The 14337-nt window shown below is 65.7% G+C and carries 15 protein-coding genes and 1 pseudogene; 3 read left to right on the top strand and 13 right to left on the bottom strand.

Features of this window, described 5'->3' with window-relative positions; translation table 11 throughout:
• Positions 1-3: 3 nt before the first annotated feature.
• Positions 4-1788 (bottom strand): M48 family metalloprotease, encoded by a 1785-nt coding sequence (locus SB751_RS17050; protein WP_144197286.1) that lies wholly within the window; start codon positions 1786-1788, stop codon positions 4-6.
• A 111-nt stretch (positions 1789-1899) separates the two neighbouring features.
• Here SB751_RS17050 and moaC point away from each other — a divergent pair, with 111 nt between their 5' ends.
• The 3 genes from moaC to SB751_RS17035 all read left to right on the top strand — a co-directional run bounded on the left by moaC (position 1900) and on the right by SB751_RS17035 (position 3631).
• The gene (gene moaC, locus SB751_RS17045; RefSeq protein ID WP_144197285.1) at positions 1900-2376 is read left to right on the top strand and encodes a cyclic pyranopterin monophosphate synthase MoaC; all 477 of its coding nucleotides are present in this window, start codon (positions 1900-1902) and stop codon (positions 2374-2376) included.
• Positions 2377-2627: 251 nt separating this feature from the next.
• On the top strand, positions 2628-3110 hold the full coding sequence (locus SB751_RS17040) for a hypothetical protein (RefSeq protein ID WP_144197284.1): 483 nt from the start codon (positions 2628-2630) through the stop codon (positions 3108-3110).
• Positions 3107-3631 (top strand): hypothetical protein, encoded by a 525-nt coding sequence (locus SB751_RS17035; protein ID WP_092292011.1) that lies wholly within the window; start codon positions 3107-3109, stop codon positions 3629-3631. The genes SB751_RS17040 and SB751_RS17035 overlap by 4 nt, the downstream gene beginning before the upstream one ends.
• Before the next feature lie 27 nt (positions 3632-3658).
• On the opposite strand, the gene SB751_RS17030 is transcribed toward SB751_RS17035, so the two are convergent.
• The 12 genes and pseudogenes from SB751_RS17030 to recA form a co-directional block, all read right to left on the bottom strand.
• Entirely contained in the window at positions 3659-5443 is a 1785-nt protein-coding gene (locus tag SB751_RS17030) for a Wzy polymerase domain-containing protein (RefSeq protein WP_410748241.1), read from the bottom strand.
• A 152-nt stretch (positions 5444-5595) separates the two neighbouring features.
• Positions 5596-5925, bottom strand: a complete 330-nt coding sequence (locus tag SB751_RS17025) for a pilin (RefSeq protein WP_410748255.1) — start codon at positions 5923-5925, stop codon at positions 5596-5598.
• Positions 5919-6072 (bottom strand): annotated as a pseudogene (locus tag SB751_RS17020) (prepilin-type N-terminal cleavage/methylation domain-containing protein); the annotation flags it as partial. The pseudogene SB751_RS17020 and the gene SB751_RS17025, both read right to left, overlap by 7 nt.
• 232 nt (positions 6073-6304) lie before the next feature.
• Positions 6305-6829 (bottom strand): pilin, encoded by a 525-nt coding sequence (locus SB751_RS17015; protein WP_410748240.1) that lies wholly within the window; start codon positions 6827-6829, stop codon positions 6305-6307.
• 11 nt (positions 6830-6840) lie between these two features.
• Entirely contained in the window at positions 6841-7368 is a 528-nt protein-coding gene (locus SB751_RS17010; RefSeq protein ID WP_410748239.1) for a pilin, read from the bottom strand.
• Positions 7369-7638: 270 nt separating this feature from the next.
• The gene (locus tag SB751_RS17005) at positions 7639-8073 is read right to left on the bottom strand and encodes a pilin (protein WP_410748238.1); all 435 of its coding nucleotides are present in this window, start codon (positions 8071-8073) and stop codon (positions 7639-7641) included.
• Positions 8074-8333: 260 nt separating this feature from the next.
• On the bottom strand, positions 8334-9029 hold the full coding sequence (locus SB751_RS17000) for a TerC family protein (RefSeq protein ID WP_144197277.1): 696 nt from the start codon (positions 9027-9029) through the stop codon (positions 8334-8336).
• A 279-nt stretch (positions 9030-9308) separates the two neighbouring features.
• Positions 9309-10190, bottom strand: a complete 882-nt coding sequence (sucD, locus tag SB751_RS16995; RefSeq protein WP_313818917.1) for a succinate--CoA ligase subunit alpha — start codon at positions 10188-10190, stop codon at positions 9309-9311.
• Positions 10191-10274: 84 nt separating this feature from the next.
• Positions 10275-11441 (bottom strand): ADP-forming succinate--CoA ligase subunit beta, encoded by a 1167-nt coding sequence (gene sucC / locus SB751_RS16990; RefSeq protein WP_250025060.1) that lies wholly within the window; start codon positions 11439-11441, stop codon positions 10275-10277.
• Positions 11442-11530: 89 nt separating this feature from the next.
• Positions 11531-12205 carry a DUF2889 domain-containing protein gene (locus tag SB751_RS16985; protein ID WP_410748237.1) on the bottom strand — a complete coding sequence of 225 codons (675 nt, stop codon included), beginning with the start codon at positions 12203-12205 and terminating at the stop codon, positions 11531-11533.
• A 337-nt stretch (positions 12206-12542) separates the two neighbouring features.
• Complete coding sequence (gene recX / locus SB751_RS16980) at positions 12543-13001, bottom strand: recombination regulator RecX (RefSeq protein WP_144197273.1); 459 nt, start codon at positions 12999-13001, stop codon at positions 12543-12545.
• Positions 13002-13086: 85 nt separating this feature from the next.
• Positions 13087-14151, bottom strand: coding sequence for a recombinase RecA (recA, locus tag SB751_RS16975; protein WP_144197272.1), 1065 nt, complete (start codon positions 14149-14151; stop codon positions 13087-13089).
• Positions 14152-14337 lie beyond the last annotated feature (186 nt).

Raw genomic sequence — 14337 nt, 5'->3', positions numbered from 1 at the left:
GCCTCAGTTCGGCATGCCCTTGTTGTCCTGCTTCTCCTCGCGGAAGCGAAGCTGGAGCTGGTGCAGCCGCGCATCGACCTCGGACAGCGAGTAGAAATCGCCATCATTGGCCTTGCGGGCGATCTGCAACTGCTCGATGGCCGCCTGGTAGGAGCCGTCCATCGCGTATTTCTCGGCCAGCGCCTGATGCTGCTGGAGCCGCTTGCCCTGTGCCGCGTAGGCGCGCGCGAGCAACTCCCACCATTCGGCGCGCGCGGATTCCTCGCGTGTGCGGGCGCGCAGGAAGGTCACGGCCTCGTCGAGCTTGCCGGCGGCGACCAGCGAATCGGCATAGGTCAGCGCCACGGCATGGGAGAGCGGGAACGCGCGCATCGAGGCCTGAGCCTGCGCCAGCGCCTCCTGCGGACGGCCCTCGGCCCGCGCCAGCTCGATCGCCATGACGTCGAGCATCGGACTGCCCGAGGTGGCGGATGGAATCGTGCCGTAGAGCCGGCGCGCCTCGGCCAGCGCCCGGTCGGCGTCCGCGTAGCGGCCCAGCCGCTGGTTGGCGAAGGCGATACCGTAGTAGATCGCCGGCTGCCGCACCGGCGAGGCATTCGCCGCTTGCGACTGGAACGTCTCCAGCACGTTGCGCTGGTCGTTGGGGGTGGTGGCCTGGATCACGCGCGACCGCGCCCGCGCGAACTCGTACTCGGGCGTGTTGCCGACCTTGCGCACGGACACGTGGCGCACGCGGTCCTGCATGTCGGCGATACGCTCGGAGGTCAGCGGGTGGGTACGCACATAGGCCGGGATCGAGTTGTCCGAGATACCGGTCACGCGCTGGAGCCGCGAGAAGAAATCGGGCATGCCCTGCGGGTCGAAGCCGGCGGCGGTCATGATCTGGAAGCCGACGCGGTCGGCCTCGCGCTCGGCCCCGCGCGAGAACGACAGCTGGTTGGCCACCGCCGCGCCCTGCCCGCCCATGGCCAGCGCCGCGGCCGCATCGCCGCTCTTGGTGGCGGCCAGCCCGGCCAGCACCATCGACGCCAGCGCGATCCACATCGACTCATCCTGCTTGGTGATGCCACGCGCGATATGGCGCTGCATCACGTGGCCGATTTCATGGCCAAGCACGGAAGCGAGTTCCGATTCGGTTTCCGACTGCACCAGCAGCCCGGTATGCACGCCGATATAGCCGCCCGGCAGCGCGAAGGCGTTGATCGAGCGGTCCCGCACGCCAAACAGCTCGAAGCCGGTGGCGAAGGTGCCCTCGCCATTCGAACCGGCCACGTTCTGGCGGCGCGCGGCCTGCACCAGCCGGTAGCCGAGCGCGTTGAGGTAATCGTTGAGCAGGGGGTCCGAGACGTAGTCGGTGTCGCGGCGGATATCGCGCATGATCCGGTCGCCCAGCCGCCGCTCCATGTCCGGCGACAGCGATGCCGTGGAGGGGTCGCCCAGATCCGGCAGTTGCAGGCTGCCGCCCTCCACCACCGGGTTATTGGTCCGCAATCCGAATTCGGATTTCTGACCCGCCCTGACACTGCGGTTGAGATTGTCATAGACCTGGTCGCTGGCGTCCGGCCCCGGCTCCAACGCGGACGCCGGCGGCTGCGAGGATGGCGCGAGCCGCGAGGCGGGCGCGGTCAAGCCCTGCGGCCAGGCCGGCGCGGCCATGGTCAGCACGAGGGCGGCGGCCACGGCACGGGCAAGTGACGCGCGCATGGCGGGGGCGGCCAAAGCAGCGGGAGCGGTGTCGGCGGCGCGCGCCGGAGCGGGCAGGCGGCGGCGCCAGGAGGTCTTGGGCATATTGCTATGATAGCGGCCTCCGCCGCGCGTTCCCAATCCGGCAGACCCCTTGCCTCGCGTTGCCTTCCCGGATTGCGACGAGCGCTATTTGATCCCTCGAATTCTGACACCATGAGCCAACTCACCCACTTCGACGCCGCCGGACAAGCCCATATGGTCGATGTCGGCAACAAGGCCAGCACCCATCGCGTGGCGGTGGCCACCGGCACCATCACCATGCTGCCGGACACCTTCGCGCTGGTGCGCGACGGCACCGCCAAGAAGGGCGACGTGCTCGGCATCGCCCGGGTGGCCGCGATCATGGCGACCAAGCGCACGTCCGACCTGATCCCCCTCTGCCATCCCATCGGCCTGACCAAGGTGGCCGTCGATTTCGCGCTGGACGGGCCCAGCTCCACTATCGCCTGCGTGGTGCGCACCGAAACCCACGGCCAGACCGGGGTGGAGATGGAGGCGCTGACCGGCGTGCAGGTGGCCCTGCTGACCATCTACGACATGTGCAAGGCGGTGGACCGGGGCATGGTGATCGGCAACGTGAAGCTGCTGGAGAAGCATGGCGGGAAGTCGGGGGACTGGGTGGCGGGCTGATTTGTCGCCCCGTGCCCCCCATTGTCCCCCGTTGTCCCGCCCGTAATAAAGGTAACGCCGCATTTCCAAGCCCCCCGCGCCGGCGCCACTTCCGGAAAATTGGTATTGAATTACCAGCAAGGCACGACGCCGCCCGTCCACGGATCGGGCGGGTCGAGCGTTGAGGGTTAGGTAACAGGCCGCAACGCCGGAAACGCCGCTTTCGGGATGTCGCCGGCACGCATGCAGCACATTGGGTAGGGGTACACATCATGAACGGGCGCAAGCTTTGCCAGATCGCCCTGGCTTTCGCGGCGGTGGCCACGGCCGCCGTCAGCACATCGGCCATCGCCGGCGGGCACTACCACGGGCGCTCGCGCGTGGGCGTGGGCGTCTACGTGGGACCGGGCTGGGGGGGATGGGGACCCGGCTGGGGTCCAGGCTGGGGTCCAGGGTGGGGTCCCTATGCCTACGGCCCGTACTACGCGCCGGGCTACTATCCGCCCGCCGTCGTCGCGGTGCCGGCGCCGAATCCGCCGCAGTACATCGAACAGGGCGCGGATGGCAATCCGGTGCCCGCCCCATCGGCCAGCGGCGCGCCGAATGACTCGCCGAACGCCTGGTGGTACCACTGCGACTCGCCCGAGGGCTTCTACCCGTACGTCCGCGAGTGTCCCACCGGCTGGCAGCGGGTGCCGCCAACGCCGTCTTCGTCCACCACGCCGCAGGGCCATGTTCCGGGAGCGACGTCATGAATCCGCGCATCCTTCCCCTGTTGCTGGCGGGCACGCTGGGCCTTGGCGCCTGCGCGGTCATGCCGTCCGGCCCGAGCGTGATGGCGCTGCCGGGCACCGGCAAGACCTTCGACCAATTCCGTGGGGATGACTACAACTGCCGCCAGTTCGCATTCGGTCAGGTGGGCGGCGTAAGCGCCCAGCAGGCATCGAATACGGCGGCCGTAGGCAGCGCAGCCATCGGCACGGCACTCGGCGCAGCGGCCGGGGCGGCCTTCGACGGCGGTTCGGGCGCGGCTATCGGGGCCGGCGTGGGCTTGCTCACCGGCGCCGCCGTGGGGGCCGGGAACTCGTATAACGCGGGATATGGCTCGCAACGGCAGTACGACGCCGCCTACGTCCAGTGCATGTACGCCAGCGGCAACCGCGTGCCGGTCTACGGGCAGATGGTGTCCACGCCGCGCGCCACCAGCTACGCGGCGCCGCCGTCGAACTACCAGCCCTACTATCCTCCGCCCCCGCCGCCCGGTTACGTGCGCTGACGGCTTCGGCCCTGGCTGGGTTTCGGCTCAGCCGTGGCCCTGCCGGGCGCGTACGCGCACCCAGGCGCAGAAGTCGCGCGGACGGTGCGCGTCGTCCATTTCCTCGCAAGCCTTGTCCAGCGTGTTGAACTGTGCGGCTTCGTCGCCCTGATAGTAATAGCGCAGGCGATCCATCCATAGGCGCGCGCGCTCTGGCTGGCCGGTCAGCGCCAGCAGCCACGCGGCGCGGCCGATCAGGTTCGGGGTGGGCAGCAGGTGCAGCGCATCGAGGTGCGCGGGTAGCAAGTCGACGGCATTCTCGGCCGTGATAACGGTCCGCTCGATGGCCTCCGACGCGGCGTGCTGGCGGAACCAGTGACGCGGCATCGGCAGGCCGTCGCGCCGTTCATCGCTCGCATACTCGCGCGCTTCCACGCGGCGGTAGTCCTGCCAGAGCGTGGTCAGGACGATGGCCGAGACCGCGACGAAGGCGATGCCGATGACCATCGGCACCGGCTTGGGGACTCGCCATTTGCCGAAGCCGGACGGCTCCAGCCATCCCAGCAGGAAGCAGAACGGCAGGAAGAAGTAGAGGTAATGGAGCGGGTATTCGAGCATCGAATGCGCGCCGACCATCGCCAGCCAGAGCAGGATCACCACGGTCTGCGGGCGCTCCGCCGACGCCGCGCGCCACAGCCGGCTTCGCACCACGCGCCACAGCCACGCCAGCAGCAGCATCCCCACGCCCGCCGTCCCCGTCAAACCCGTCTTCGCCAGCAGATCGAGCACGGCGTTGTGGGCGTGCAGGGACATCTCGGCCGTCACGCGCAGTTGCGACATCTGCTGGAACTGCGCCCAGCCGAACTCCCCGTAACCCACGCCGAGCAGCGGATGCGATCGGAACATGGCGATGGCATGCGCCCACAGCGCGCCGCGTGCCGAGACCTGATCGCCGGCCTTCAGTTGCGCGACGGTATCGAACAATCGCCAATCGAATGCCTGCCCGGCGCTCTTGATGACCGGCTGCAGCACCACGATGCCGACGACCAACAGCACGGCGGCGAGCACGAGGCCGGGCGGGCGCGCCATCGGATTCGGCCCGCGCCGCTCGCCGCGCGCCATCGCGGCGGCGATCAGGGCATAGATGGCGGCCAGCCCAACGTGGACAAGGCCGGTGCGCGAGCCGGTCAGCGCGATGCCCGACTCGAGCAGCAGCACGGCGGCCAGCCAAGCCGCAAACCCGAGCCGCGCCCGCCGCGCCAGCCAGATGGCGGCGACGAGGCCAAAGCCGTGGATCGTCGCCTGATGGTTGGGCTGGTTCAGGTTGCCCCACAGCCGGCGGTTGGTGTCGTAGAAATATTCCGAAACGAGGCCGAACATCTGGTCTTCCATATGGAAGACCTGGATCCACTGGGCCAACGTGCCGAGCAGCCCGGCGACGAGGAAGGTGATGGCGACGGCATCGACAATTTCGGCGCGCTCCTCGGTGGACAACCCCTGGCCAAGGCGCCATGCGGCGACCATCATGGCGGCGCCGAGGGCGAGGACGATCTGGGTGGTGAAGCGGCTGCCCGTGATATCGGCCATGCCGGCGGCAGACTGGACGAGCGTCGTGAGGATCAGCCAGAGCGGCAGCAGGACGATCCAGGGGACTTGGGGGGTGTCTGGCGAACGCCGAAAGGCCAGCAGGCAGACCAGCGCGACACCAAGCACGCCGGCCGTCCATTCGCCATAGAAAGTGGCGAGCGGAAGCGTGTGCTTCGACACCAGCAGCGGGAGGGTAAAGGCGGCGATGATCGCCGACCCCGGAAGCAAAGCCCTGGATGGCGGCATGCGGGCGCGAGGGGAATGAAAGGCGCCATGATAGCTTGGCGGCTTGGGGAAGCAGGAAAAGAAAAAGCGCCCGAAGGCGCTTTTTCAAGCTTCAGGCGAGGGAAAGGCTCGCTGTTTGCTTGAGGTTACAGCTCAAGGCGCTGAACCATCAATTACGGGCAACCAGCCGGAGCGTAGGATGCCTTCCAGCTCGTAGCAGCACCTTGTGCGGCGACGCAAGTCCATTGGCCACCAGCGAGGCGCGAAATCGTAATGGTGGCGCCGGACAGCGAGCGCTGAGCCTGCCCGCCGAGGGTGCCAACGTAGTTCATCGAGCCGTCGGCAGCAACCGGGCGCGCTGCCGCGAACGGCAAGGCGGCAGCGTCCATCAGGTTGGACGCAACGTAGCCGACTTCAGCACCGCTCACGGTGAGAGCACCTTGGTTGATGCGGTCTTCGATTGCCGTCTTGTATGCCGTCAGTTCGCTCACAGCACGTGCCATCTGCGACTTCGCCACGTAATCCTGATACTGCGGAATCGCGATAGCAGCCAGGATACCGATGATCGCAACCACGATCATCAGTTCGATCAGCGTGAAACCCTTCTGGGCTTGGCGACCCAGTTTTTTGATTTGTTGTACCCGTTGCATAAGGATTGACCCCTCGATGAGATTTTCGTTACAGAAAGAAACATCTGCTTGCATGTGATGCATTACCCCTAAAGCAGGGAGTGTGCCAGGCCAGCAAATGCCGATAATCTCATGCGGGAGTGACAAAATTTGGCCGATCTACGATTCCAAGGGACGGCCAATCAACAAAATTTGTCACATTTTGTGTCTGCGGGACTGCCAAAGTTTTGCACTTTGAGGCGGGCGGGACGGGCTATGCCTCTGGGGTGTACCCCCACCGATACCGACATGCCTTTGGACGCACATTTTCGCGCGCGTTCGAATAACAGTCCCAAGACGCCGCGCCGCCGCCAGCGTAGCCTTCAGACGGTTTGCCGGTCCCACTTAACTCAAGCTCCACGAACTTGCCCCGGAGCAGCGGCGACGCATCGTCCCGGAAGTACGCCCGGAGAAAACACCCGCCGCCGTCGGAAACCTGGCCCATGGACTGGGCCACCACGCGCTCCACGTACTTTCCGTTAATGGTTGCAGCCGGCGGCAAGGCGGCATCGTTCTCCCCGGTGTTGTCAGGACATTGAGAGGACAAGACATAGGTCTCCAGCACCGAGACCTTCAATCCGCCCAGCAAGTACAGTCCCTCGGCAAACTGGGCCCGCGCCACGTAGGCGCGGTACTGCGGCAGGGCGAGGCTGGCCAGGATGCCGATGATCGCCACCACGATCATCAGCTCGATCAGCGAAAAGCCCGCCCGCCGTGGAAGGCGCTTGCGGCGATCCATGGCGCACCGCCTCAGGCCGAGGTGGAACTCGATCCCCGCACGCTGCAGGACTTCGGCATCAGCTTGTGGTCCACGTTGGAGAAGCAATCCCAGGTGAACGAGCCCTCGGAGCCCTTCAGTTCCAACTCCACATGCTTGCCGGCCAGCGCCTGCGAGACGTCACTCCGGAACCGGGCCGTGATCACGCAACCGCCAGAGTCGCCCACCACGCCATTGGCCTTGGTTTCCACCGATGCCACATACCGGCCATTGATCGTCGAACTCAGCGGCAGGCCGGAGTTATTGGCCGTCTTGTTGTCCGGGCACGACCCGGAGCTGACGTACGCCTCCACCAGCGACGTCTTCAGGCCCGACGCCAGCGTCAGCGCCTCGGCAAACTGGGCCCGCGCCACGTAGTCGCGGTACTGCGGAATGGCAAGGCTGGCCAGGATGCCGATGATCGCCACCACGATCATCAGTTCGATCAGCGTGAAGCCGGCGCGCATGGTCCGGCGCACAAGACGGCCAGACCGCTGTGGATAAGTGTTGGTGTGTTGCATAGGACCCCCTTTCTGGTTGTCGTCATCGACGCGATGACTGGGGTCGTATGCTGTGGCGGGCTGCGCGCTACAAATTTGATCGCGCGCAAGCCGCCGGACGTTGATTCACTCTGATGGAAATGCACCATAAATGGCGCATTTCGCCCGATTTTTTCGATGCTGACCGAGGATGGGAGCGGTCTCACCCGCGGTCAGCCGCCGTCATCAGATCAGGCCGGCGCCGCCGCAGCCGCCGCCACGTGGCTGCACGCCTTGGGCAGGTACTTCCGTTCAGCGCCCGATTCGCACTGCCACGGCACCCTGGTCCGCGCCGGTCATGCGCAGCGTCAGGGACTTGCCGACCAGCCCCTTGGCGATGCCAGCGTCCTTGAAGTTGGCGACGATGGTGCAGCCACCCGCTGCCGTGGGCGTGCCGCCCGTGACCACGCTCTTGATGTACGTCCCGGCGATGCTGGTCGCCAGCGGAATCCCGTCCGCCGCCCCGCTGGCGTTGCTGGGGCAGGTGCCGCCGTACGAGAACGTTTCGATCACCGCCGGCTTCTGCCCTGACGCCAGGCTCAGTCCCTCGGCGAACTGCGAGCGCGCCACGTAGTCCTGGTACTGCGGAATGGCCACCCCGGCGAGGATGCCGATGATCGCCACCACGATCATCAGTTCGATCAGCGTGAAGCCGCGATGGCGGCGTGCGTAAGGCTTGCGTTGCATATTGACCCTTTTCATGGTGATGGTTGATGTCCGTGCCGCGCGGCGTTGCGCACCGGCACGGCACCCATGATCGGGAGGTCAGCCCCCTGCTCCGATTGATCTCCGACAATTCCCACAGGCTTGTGGGAATTGCTTGGAAATCCGCAGGAATTCGTGGCGTGGGCGCCTACAGGGCGCTGTTGCGCCGGCGCCACCAAAGAAAAACGGGCGGCCAGATCGGCCGCCCGTTTCAGGCAATACGAGACTGCGAGTCAGGGGTGTCAGGCCACCTGCGCGCTCCGGCGCTTGAGCAGCTTGCCCACCAGCACCACCAGCACGGCCCCCACCACGCCAAACACCAGATGGGCGTGCGGCACATGTACCTGGAACCACTCGGCGTCCACGGGATCGCTCACCAGCATCTCGCCGGCCAGGTAGCCCAGCAGCGCGGCGCCCAGCACGATGATGATCGGGAAGCGCTCCATCACCTTCAGCAGGATGGTGCTGCCGAACACGATCAGCGGAATCGACAGGCCCAGGCCCAGCACCAGCAGCATCAGCTGGCTGCCCTCGGGGCCCTTCTGGGCGGCGGCGGCCACGGCCACCACGTTGTCCAGCGACATCACCAGGTCGGCAATCAGGATGGTGCGGATGGCTTGCCAGATGTTGTCCTTGGCGTCGTGGCCTTCCTCGTCGTCATCGCCGGTCAGCAGTTGCACGCCGATGTAGACCAGCAGGATGGCGCCGACGATCTTCAGGTACGGCAGCGTCAGCAGCTTCACGGCCGCCACGGTCAGCACCACCCGCATGATGATGGCGGCGGCACTGCCCCAGAAAATGGCTTTCTTCTGCTGGGCCGGCGGCAGGTTGCGCGAGGCGAGCGCGATCACCACGGCGTTGTCGCCGGACAGCACGATATTGGTCAGGATGATGGATCCCAGCGCAATCCAGAATGCGCTGCTCGACAACAATTCCACGGCAAGACTCCTCGTATTTCTAGGTTTATTCCACGTTCGCCGACCGCCCGGCAGGCGGCGCCACTGCGAACTTTTGGATGTCTGAACTTACAGACATGGAGATGTATCGCACGAACCTTTCGATTCGGTTTCAACCTTCCGGCAGGCGGCTCGGGAAATACCCTAGGTCAACGTCTCGCCAGAATGACATTGCCCCCGGCAAGCGGGGGCAATGCGATGCAGTCACCACACGCCAGGCGCCAGATCCGGCACGCCATGGCGCGGGATGTGACGCATGATTTACAGCATCGCCTTCAGCAGGCGGCCCATCTCCGACGGGTTCTTGGTCACCTTGATACCGCAGGCTTCCATGATTTCCAGCTTGGCCTGGGCGGTGTCCGCACCACCCGAGATCAGCGCGCCGGCGTGGCCCATGCGCTTGCCCGGGGGCGCCGTCACGCCAGCGATGAAGCCAACCACCGGCTTCTTCATGTTGTCCTTGATCCAGTAAGCGGCGTTGGCCTCGTCCGGGCCGCCGATCTCACCGATCATGACCACGGCGTCGGTGTCGGGATCGTCGTTGAACATCTTCATCACGTCGATGTGCTTCAGGCCGTTGATGGGGTCGCCACCAATGCCCACGGCCGACGACTGGCCCAGGCCCAGCGCGGTCAGCTGGCCCACGGCTTCGTACGTCAGCGTGCCCGAGCGCGACACCACGCCGATGCGGCCCTTCTTGTGGATGTGACCCGGCATGATGCCGATCTTGATCTCGTCCGGCGTGATCAGGCCCGGGCAGTTCGGACCCAGCAGCAGGGTCTTCTTGTTCTGCTTACGCATCTTGTCCTTGACTTCCATCATGTCGCGGACGGGAATGCCTTCGGTGATGCAGACCACGAGGTCCAGATCGGCGTCGACGGCTTCCCAGATGGCGGCGGCAGCGCCGGCGGGCGGCACGTAGATCACCGACACGGTGGCGCCGGTGGCCTGCTTGGCGTCCTTCACGCTCGCGTAGATGGGAATGCCCTCGAAGTCCTCACCGGCCTTCTTCGGGTTCACGCCCGCCACGTAGGCGTTCTTGCCGTTCGCGTAGTCGCGGCAGCCACGGGTGTGGAACTGGCCGGTCTTGCCGGTAATCCCCTGGGTGATGACCTTGGTATCTTTGTTAATCAGAATCGACATGCTGTAATCCTTTGCTTGGCGTCGCGCGGCGCGGGCAGGGCCTGCGCACCGCGCGCTTGCATTTGTTGGCGTATCGGCGTCGGCTTACTTGCCAGCGGCAGCGGCCACAACCTTCTGGGCGGCTTCTTCCATCGTGTCCGCCGAGATGATCGGCAGGCCCGACTCGGCCAGCATCTTCTTGCCCAGGTCTTCGTTGGTGCCCTTCATGCGGACGACCAGCGGCACGCCCAGCTGCACGGCCTTCGAGGCCGAGATCACGCCTTCGGCGATCACGTCGCAGCGCATGATGCCGCCGAAGATGTTGACCAGGATGGCCTCCACGTTCGGGTTGCTCAGCATCAGCTTGAAGGCTTCGGTCACCTTCTCGGTGGTGGCACCGCCGCCCACGTCCAGGAAGTTGGCCGGCTCGCCGCCGAACAGCTTGATGGTGTCCATAGTGGCCATGGCCAGGCCGGCGCCGTTCACCAGGCAGCCGATGTTGCCGTCCAGCGAGATGTAGGCCAGGTCGAACTTCGAGGCTTCGATTTCGTTGGCGTCTTCTTCGTCCAGGTCACGGTAGGCCACGATTTCCGGGTGACGGAACATCGCGTTGGAGTCGAAGTTGAACTTGGCGTCGAGCGCGATCACCTTGCCGTCGCCGGTCAGGATCAGCGGGTTGATTTCGGCCAGCGAAGCGTCGGTTTCCCAGAACGCCTTGTACAGGCCTTGCAGTGCCTGGCGCGCTTGCGGCACGCTGGCGTCCGGCACGCCGATCTTGCGGGCGATGTCGTCGGCTTCGGCGTCCTGCAGGCCCGCGGCCGGGTCCACGATCAGCGTGTGGATCTTTTCCGGGCTGTGCGCGGCCACTTCCTCGATGTCCATGCCGCCTTCGCTGGAGGCCATCAGGGCCACCTTCTGCGAGACACGGTCCACCACCAGCGACACGTACAGTTCCTTCTTGATGTCAGCGCCTTCTTCGATCAGCAGGCGGTTGACCTTCTTGCCTTCCGGACCGGTCTGGTGCGTCACCAGTTGCATGCCCAGGATGTTGGTGGCGTAGGTCTTGACGTCCTCGATGCTCTTGGCCACCTTCACGCCGCCGCCCTTGCCGCGGCCGCCTGCGTGGATCTGTGCCTTGACGACCCACACCGGACCGCCGAGCTGCTCAGCCGCCTTCAGGGCTTCTTCAACCGAGAAAGCCGGGATGCCGCGCGGAACCGGCACATTGTATTTGCGCAGGATTTCCTTGCCTTGATACTCATGGATATTCATGCGTGTTTCCTTTCGGGTAGGCGTAAAGGGATGGGAAAAATGGGGGAGACGATTCGTCTCTCGCTGTTCCTGTGGGCGGACCGTGACGGTCAGCCCGAGGTTCCGTTGGGCCGGTGGGCCAGGGTGTCGCCGCCCGATGCCGGAGCATCGGCGCGTGACGCGGACTGGGACGATGACGCCGCAGCGCCGGCCTTCGGTGCCGGCTGGTAGCCATACCAGCGCGGGTAAAACTGGCGAACCACCTCGCCCTCGAAATGGAGCGCGTGGCATCCATGGAGCTGGTAAGGCGGTTCGGGATTCGGATCGTTGACGGTGGCGCCGTCGCGCACATTGAAGACATCGCCGGCGAAAGCCTGGATGGCAGTGGTCGGCAGCACGCCGGCCAGCTCGGTCAGGTGGGTGCAGCCGGCCACGCCGGACAGCCGCTCGCGCACCGCCTTGCGGAAACCCTTCGTCAGGTTCAGGCCGATCAGCTTACGGTAAGCCGGGCCGATCGTGTCGCAATGTGTCGGATAAGGCACCCAATCGGAGCAAGCCTCGGCATCCACCACGTTCATGCGGAGATCGATCGTCACGCGCAGCCAGAGGTCGTGCAGCGGCTGGCCGATGGGCCGGATGCCACCGCCGGCGAGCTCGATGTCGCGTGGCTTGGTGTCGGTGAGGCGCGCCTCGATGTCCCACAGGCCGTCTTCCCGCGCATACGCTTCCGCCGTGATGGCACGGCGATGACGCAAGGTGCGGTTGGCAGGCGGGGAAAGTGGCATGACAGCTGGGGCTGACGCGGGATGTTGAGGCTGTGACCGGGGGCAAACGTCACGGCCGGGGCGGGACGGCCGACAGCCGCACGGCCGCCAAGGCCGGAAAACCGGGAGAGTTTAACATGCCGCGCCGCTTTGCCCGGGAACATCCTGCGATATGGAATGTCGGGGGCGAATTGTTGCGCCGGTAACAACGCCGAACCACGGCGCGACAAGGGCTGGCGGGCCGCCATCGTGCCCGGCGGCACGGCCAGTGGTGCGGCGCCACAACGCCCGGCGCCGGATCACAAAATCCCTGTTGCGCACGCAGGTATACAGTGGTCTACGCGGCGCAATCGTCACCTCATTCGTCATCTTCCGCGCCGCGGATGATCTTGCCGACCACGGCGCGCGAGAAGCCGCGCGCGACCATGAAGCGGATCTGCTTGGCCCGCGCCTCCGGGGAATCCGGGGCTGTGCCGAAGCGCTTGCGCCAGACCTCCCGGGCCCGCTCGACCTCGGTTTCCCGCAGTCGGTCCTGAAGATCGTGCAGTTGTTCGTTGCCAAGCTGATGGGTCTTGGCCTCCTGCATCACCCGGGCGGCGCCATAGCGGCTGGCGCGGCGATGGACCAGGCTATCGACGAACCGGTCGTTCGACAGCCAGTTCTCGCGCTCAAGCGCGTCGAGCAGGGTGTCCACTTCCTCGGGCGTCTCGGCGTGCGGCGCCAGCTTGCGCCGCAGTTCGGCGCGGCTGTGCTCGCGGCGCGACAGGTAGCCGACGGCGCGGGCCTTCAGCGAGAGCGGGGGGCGGAAGCCAGCCATCAGGGGGTCATCGACAATGGAGTCCCAATAAAAAAAGCCGCCGCACGATCTGCGACGGCTTCCGAGGAGCGGAGAAAGACCCGCCTCAGCCTTCGATTTCGGCCGGTGCGGCCACGGCCGCGGCGTTCATTGCCACCACGCCCAGCGCCGCACGGACCTTGTTCTCGATCTCAGCGGCGATGTCAGGGTTCTCGCGCAGGTATTCGCGCGCGTTGTCCTTGCCCTGGCCGATCTTTTCGCCGTTGTAGCTGTACCACGCGCCCGACTTCTCGACGATCTTGGCATCCACGCCAAGGTCGATGATCTCGCCCTGCCGGGAAATGCCCTGGCCGTAGAGGATGTCGAAGAACGCCTCGCGGAACGGCGGCGACACCTTGTTCTTCACCACCTTGACCTTGGTCTCGTTGCCGATGACGTCGTCGCCCTTCTTGATCGAGCCGATGCGGCGGATGTCCAGGCGCACCGAGGCGTAGAACTTCAGCGCGTTGCCGCCGGTAGTCGTTTCAGGTGAACCAAACATCACACCGATCTTCATGCGGATCTGGTTGATGAAGATCACCAGGCAGTTGGTGCGCTTGATGGTGCCGGTCAGCTTGCGCAGCGCCTGGCTCATCAGGCGGGCCTGCAGGCCGGGCAGCGAATCGCCCATCTCGCCCTCGATTTCGGCCTTCGGCACCAGCGCGGCCACCGAGTCGATCACGATCAGGTCGATCGAGCCCGAGCGCACCAGCGCGTCGGTAATTTCCAGGGCCTGCTCGCCGGTGTCCGGCTGCGAGATCAGCAGGTCGCCCACGTTCACGCCCAGCTTGCCGGCGTAGTTCACGTCCAGCGCGTGTTCCGCGTCGATAAAGGCGCAGGTGCCGCCCAGCTTCTGCATCTCGGCCACTACCTGCAGCGTCAGCGTGGTCTTGCCCGACGATTCCGGACCATAGATCTCCACCACGCGGCCGCGCGGCAGGCCGCCGACGCCCAGCGCGATATCGAGCCCCAGCGAGCCGGTGGACACCACCTCGATGTCCTTTTCGATCTCGCCATCGCCCAGACGCATGATCGAGCCCTTGCCGAACTGCTTCTCGATCTGGGAGAGCGCGGCGGCAAGCGCCTTCTGCTTCTCAGCGCTCACGCCGGCGCCGGCCTTCTTGTCGTCCATGGTCGTCCTTCAGTCAATGGTGTATAAATAGGCCGCATGCGGCGCGACGCCTGATTTTTAAGCGATTTCCGACGGAAATCGGCCTGAAAGTGATCTGGCGTGCGACCCGACCCGGCTGCCCACAAGGCAGCCTGCGGAATGTCGGGTACTGTATAAAAAAACAGTATGCTTGGCAAGCCCCACCGG

It is taken from the genome of Cupriavidus sp. SIMBA_020, assembly GCF_046535395.1.
Taxonomy (GTDB): domain Bacteria; phylum Pseudomonadota; class Gammaproteobacteria; order Burkholderiales; family Burkholderiaceae; genus Cupriavidus; species Cupriavidus campinensis.
This window is presented reverse-complemented; position numbering and strand designations above follow the sequence as displayed.

Excerpts from the sequence above, each read along its gene's own strand:
- recX (WP_144197273.1), bottom strand. The coding sequence starts at position 13,001 with ATGGCTGGCTTCCGCCCCCCGCTCTCGCTGAAGGCCCGCGCCGTCGGC.
- SB751_RS17015 (WP_410748240.1), bottom strand. The coding sequence starts at position 6,829 with ATGGATCGCCGCAAGCGCCTTCCACGGCGGGCGGGCTTTTCGCTGATC.
- moaC (WP_144197285.1), top strand. The coding sequence starts at position 1,900 with ATGAGCCAACTCACCCACTTCGACGCCGCCGGACAAGCCCATATGGTC.
- SB751_RS17035 (WP_092292011.1), top strand. The coding sequence starts at position 3,107 with ATGAATCCGCGCATCCTTCCCCTGTTGCTGGCGGGCACGCTGGGCCTT.
- sucD (WP_313818917.1), bottom strand. The coding sequence starts at position 10,190 with ATGTCGATTCTGATTAACAAAGATACCAAGGTCATCACCCAGGGGATT.
- SB751_RS17040 (WP_144197284.1), top strand. The coding sequence starts at position 2,628 with ATGAACGGGCGCAAGCTTTGCCAGATCGCCCTGGCTTTCGCGGCGGTG.
- SB751_RS17050 (WP_144197286.1), bottom strand. The coding sequence starts at position 1,788 with ATGCCCAAGACCTCCTGGCGCCGCCGCCTGCCCGCTCCGGCGCGCGCC.
- SB751_RS17005 (WP_410748238.1), bottom strand. The coding sequence starts at position 8,073 with ATGCAACGCAAGCCTTACGCACGCCGCCATCGCGGCTTCACGCTGATC.
- SB751_RS16985 (WP_410748237.1), bottom strand. The coding sequence starts at position 12,205 with ATGCCACTTTCCCCGCCTGCCAACCGCACCTTGCGTCATCGCCGTGCC.
- SB751_RS17030 (WP_410748241.1), bottom strand. The coding sequence starts at position 5,443 with ATGCCGCCATCCAGGGCTTTGCTTCCGGGGTCGGCGATCATCGCCGCC.
- sucC (WP_250025060.1), bottom strand. The coding sequence starts at position 11,441 with ATGAATATCCATGAGTATCAAGGCAAGGAAATCCTGCGCAAATACAAT.
- SB751_RS17010 (WP_410748239.1), bottom strand. The coding sequence starts at position 7,368 with ATGCAACACACCAACACTTATCCACAGCGGTCTGGCCGTCTTGTGCGC.
- SB751_RS17025 (WP_410748255.1), bottom strand. The coding sequence starts at position 5,925 with ATGGCACGTGCTGTGAGCGAACTGACGGCATACAAGACGGCAATCGAA.
- recA (WP_144197272.1), bottom strand. The coding sequence starts at position 14,151 with ATGGACGACAAGAAGGCCGGCGCCGGCGTGAGCGCTGAGAAGCAGAAG.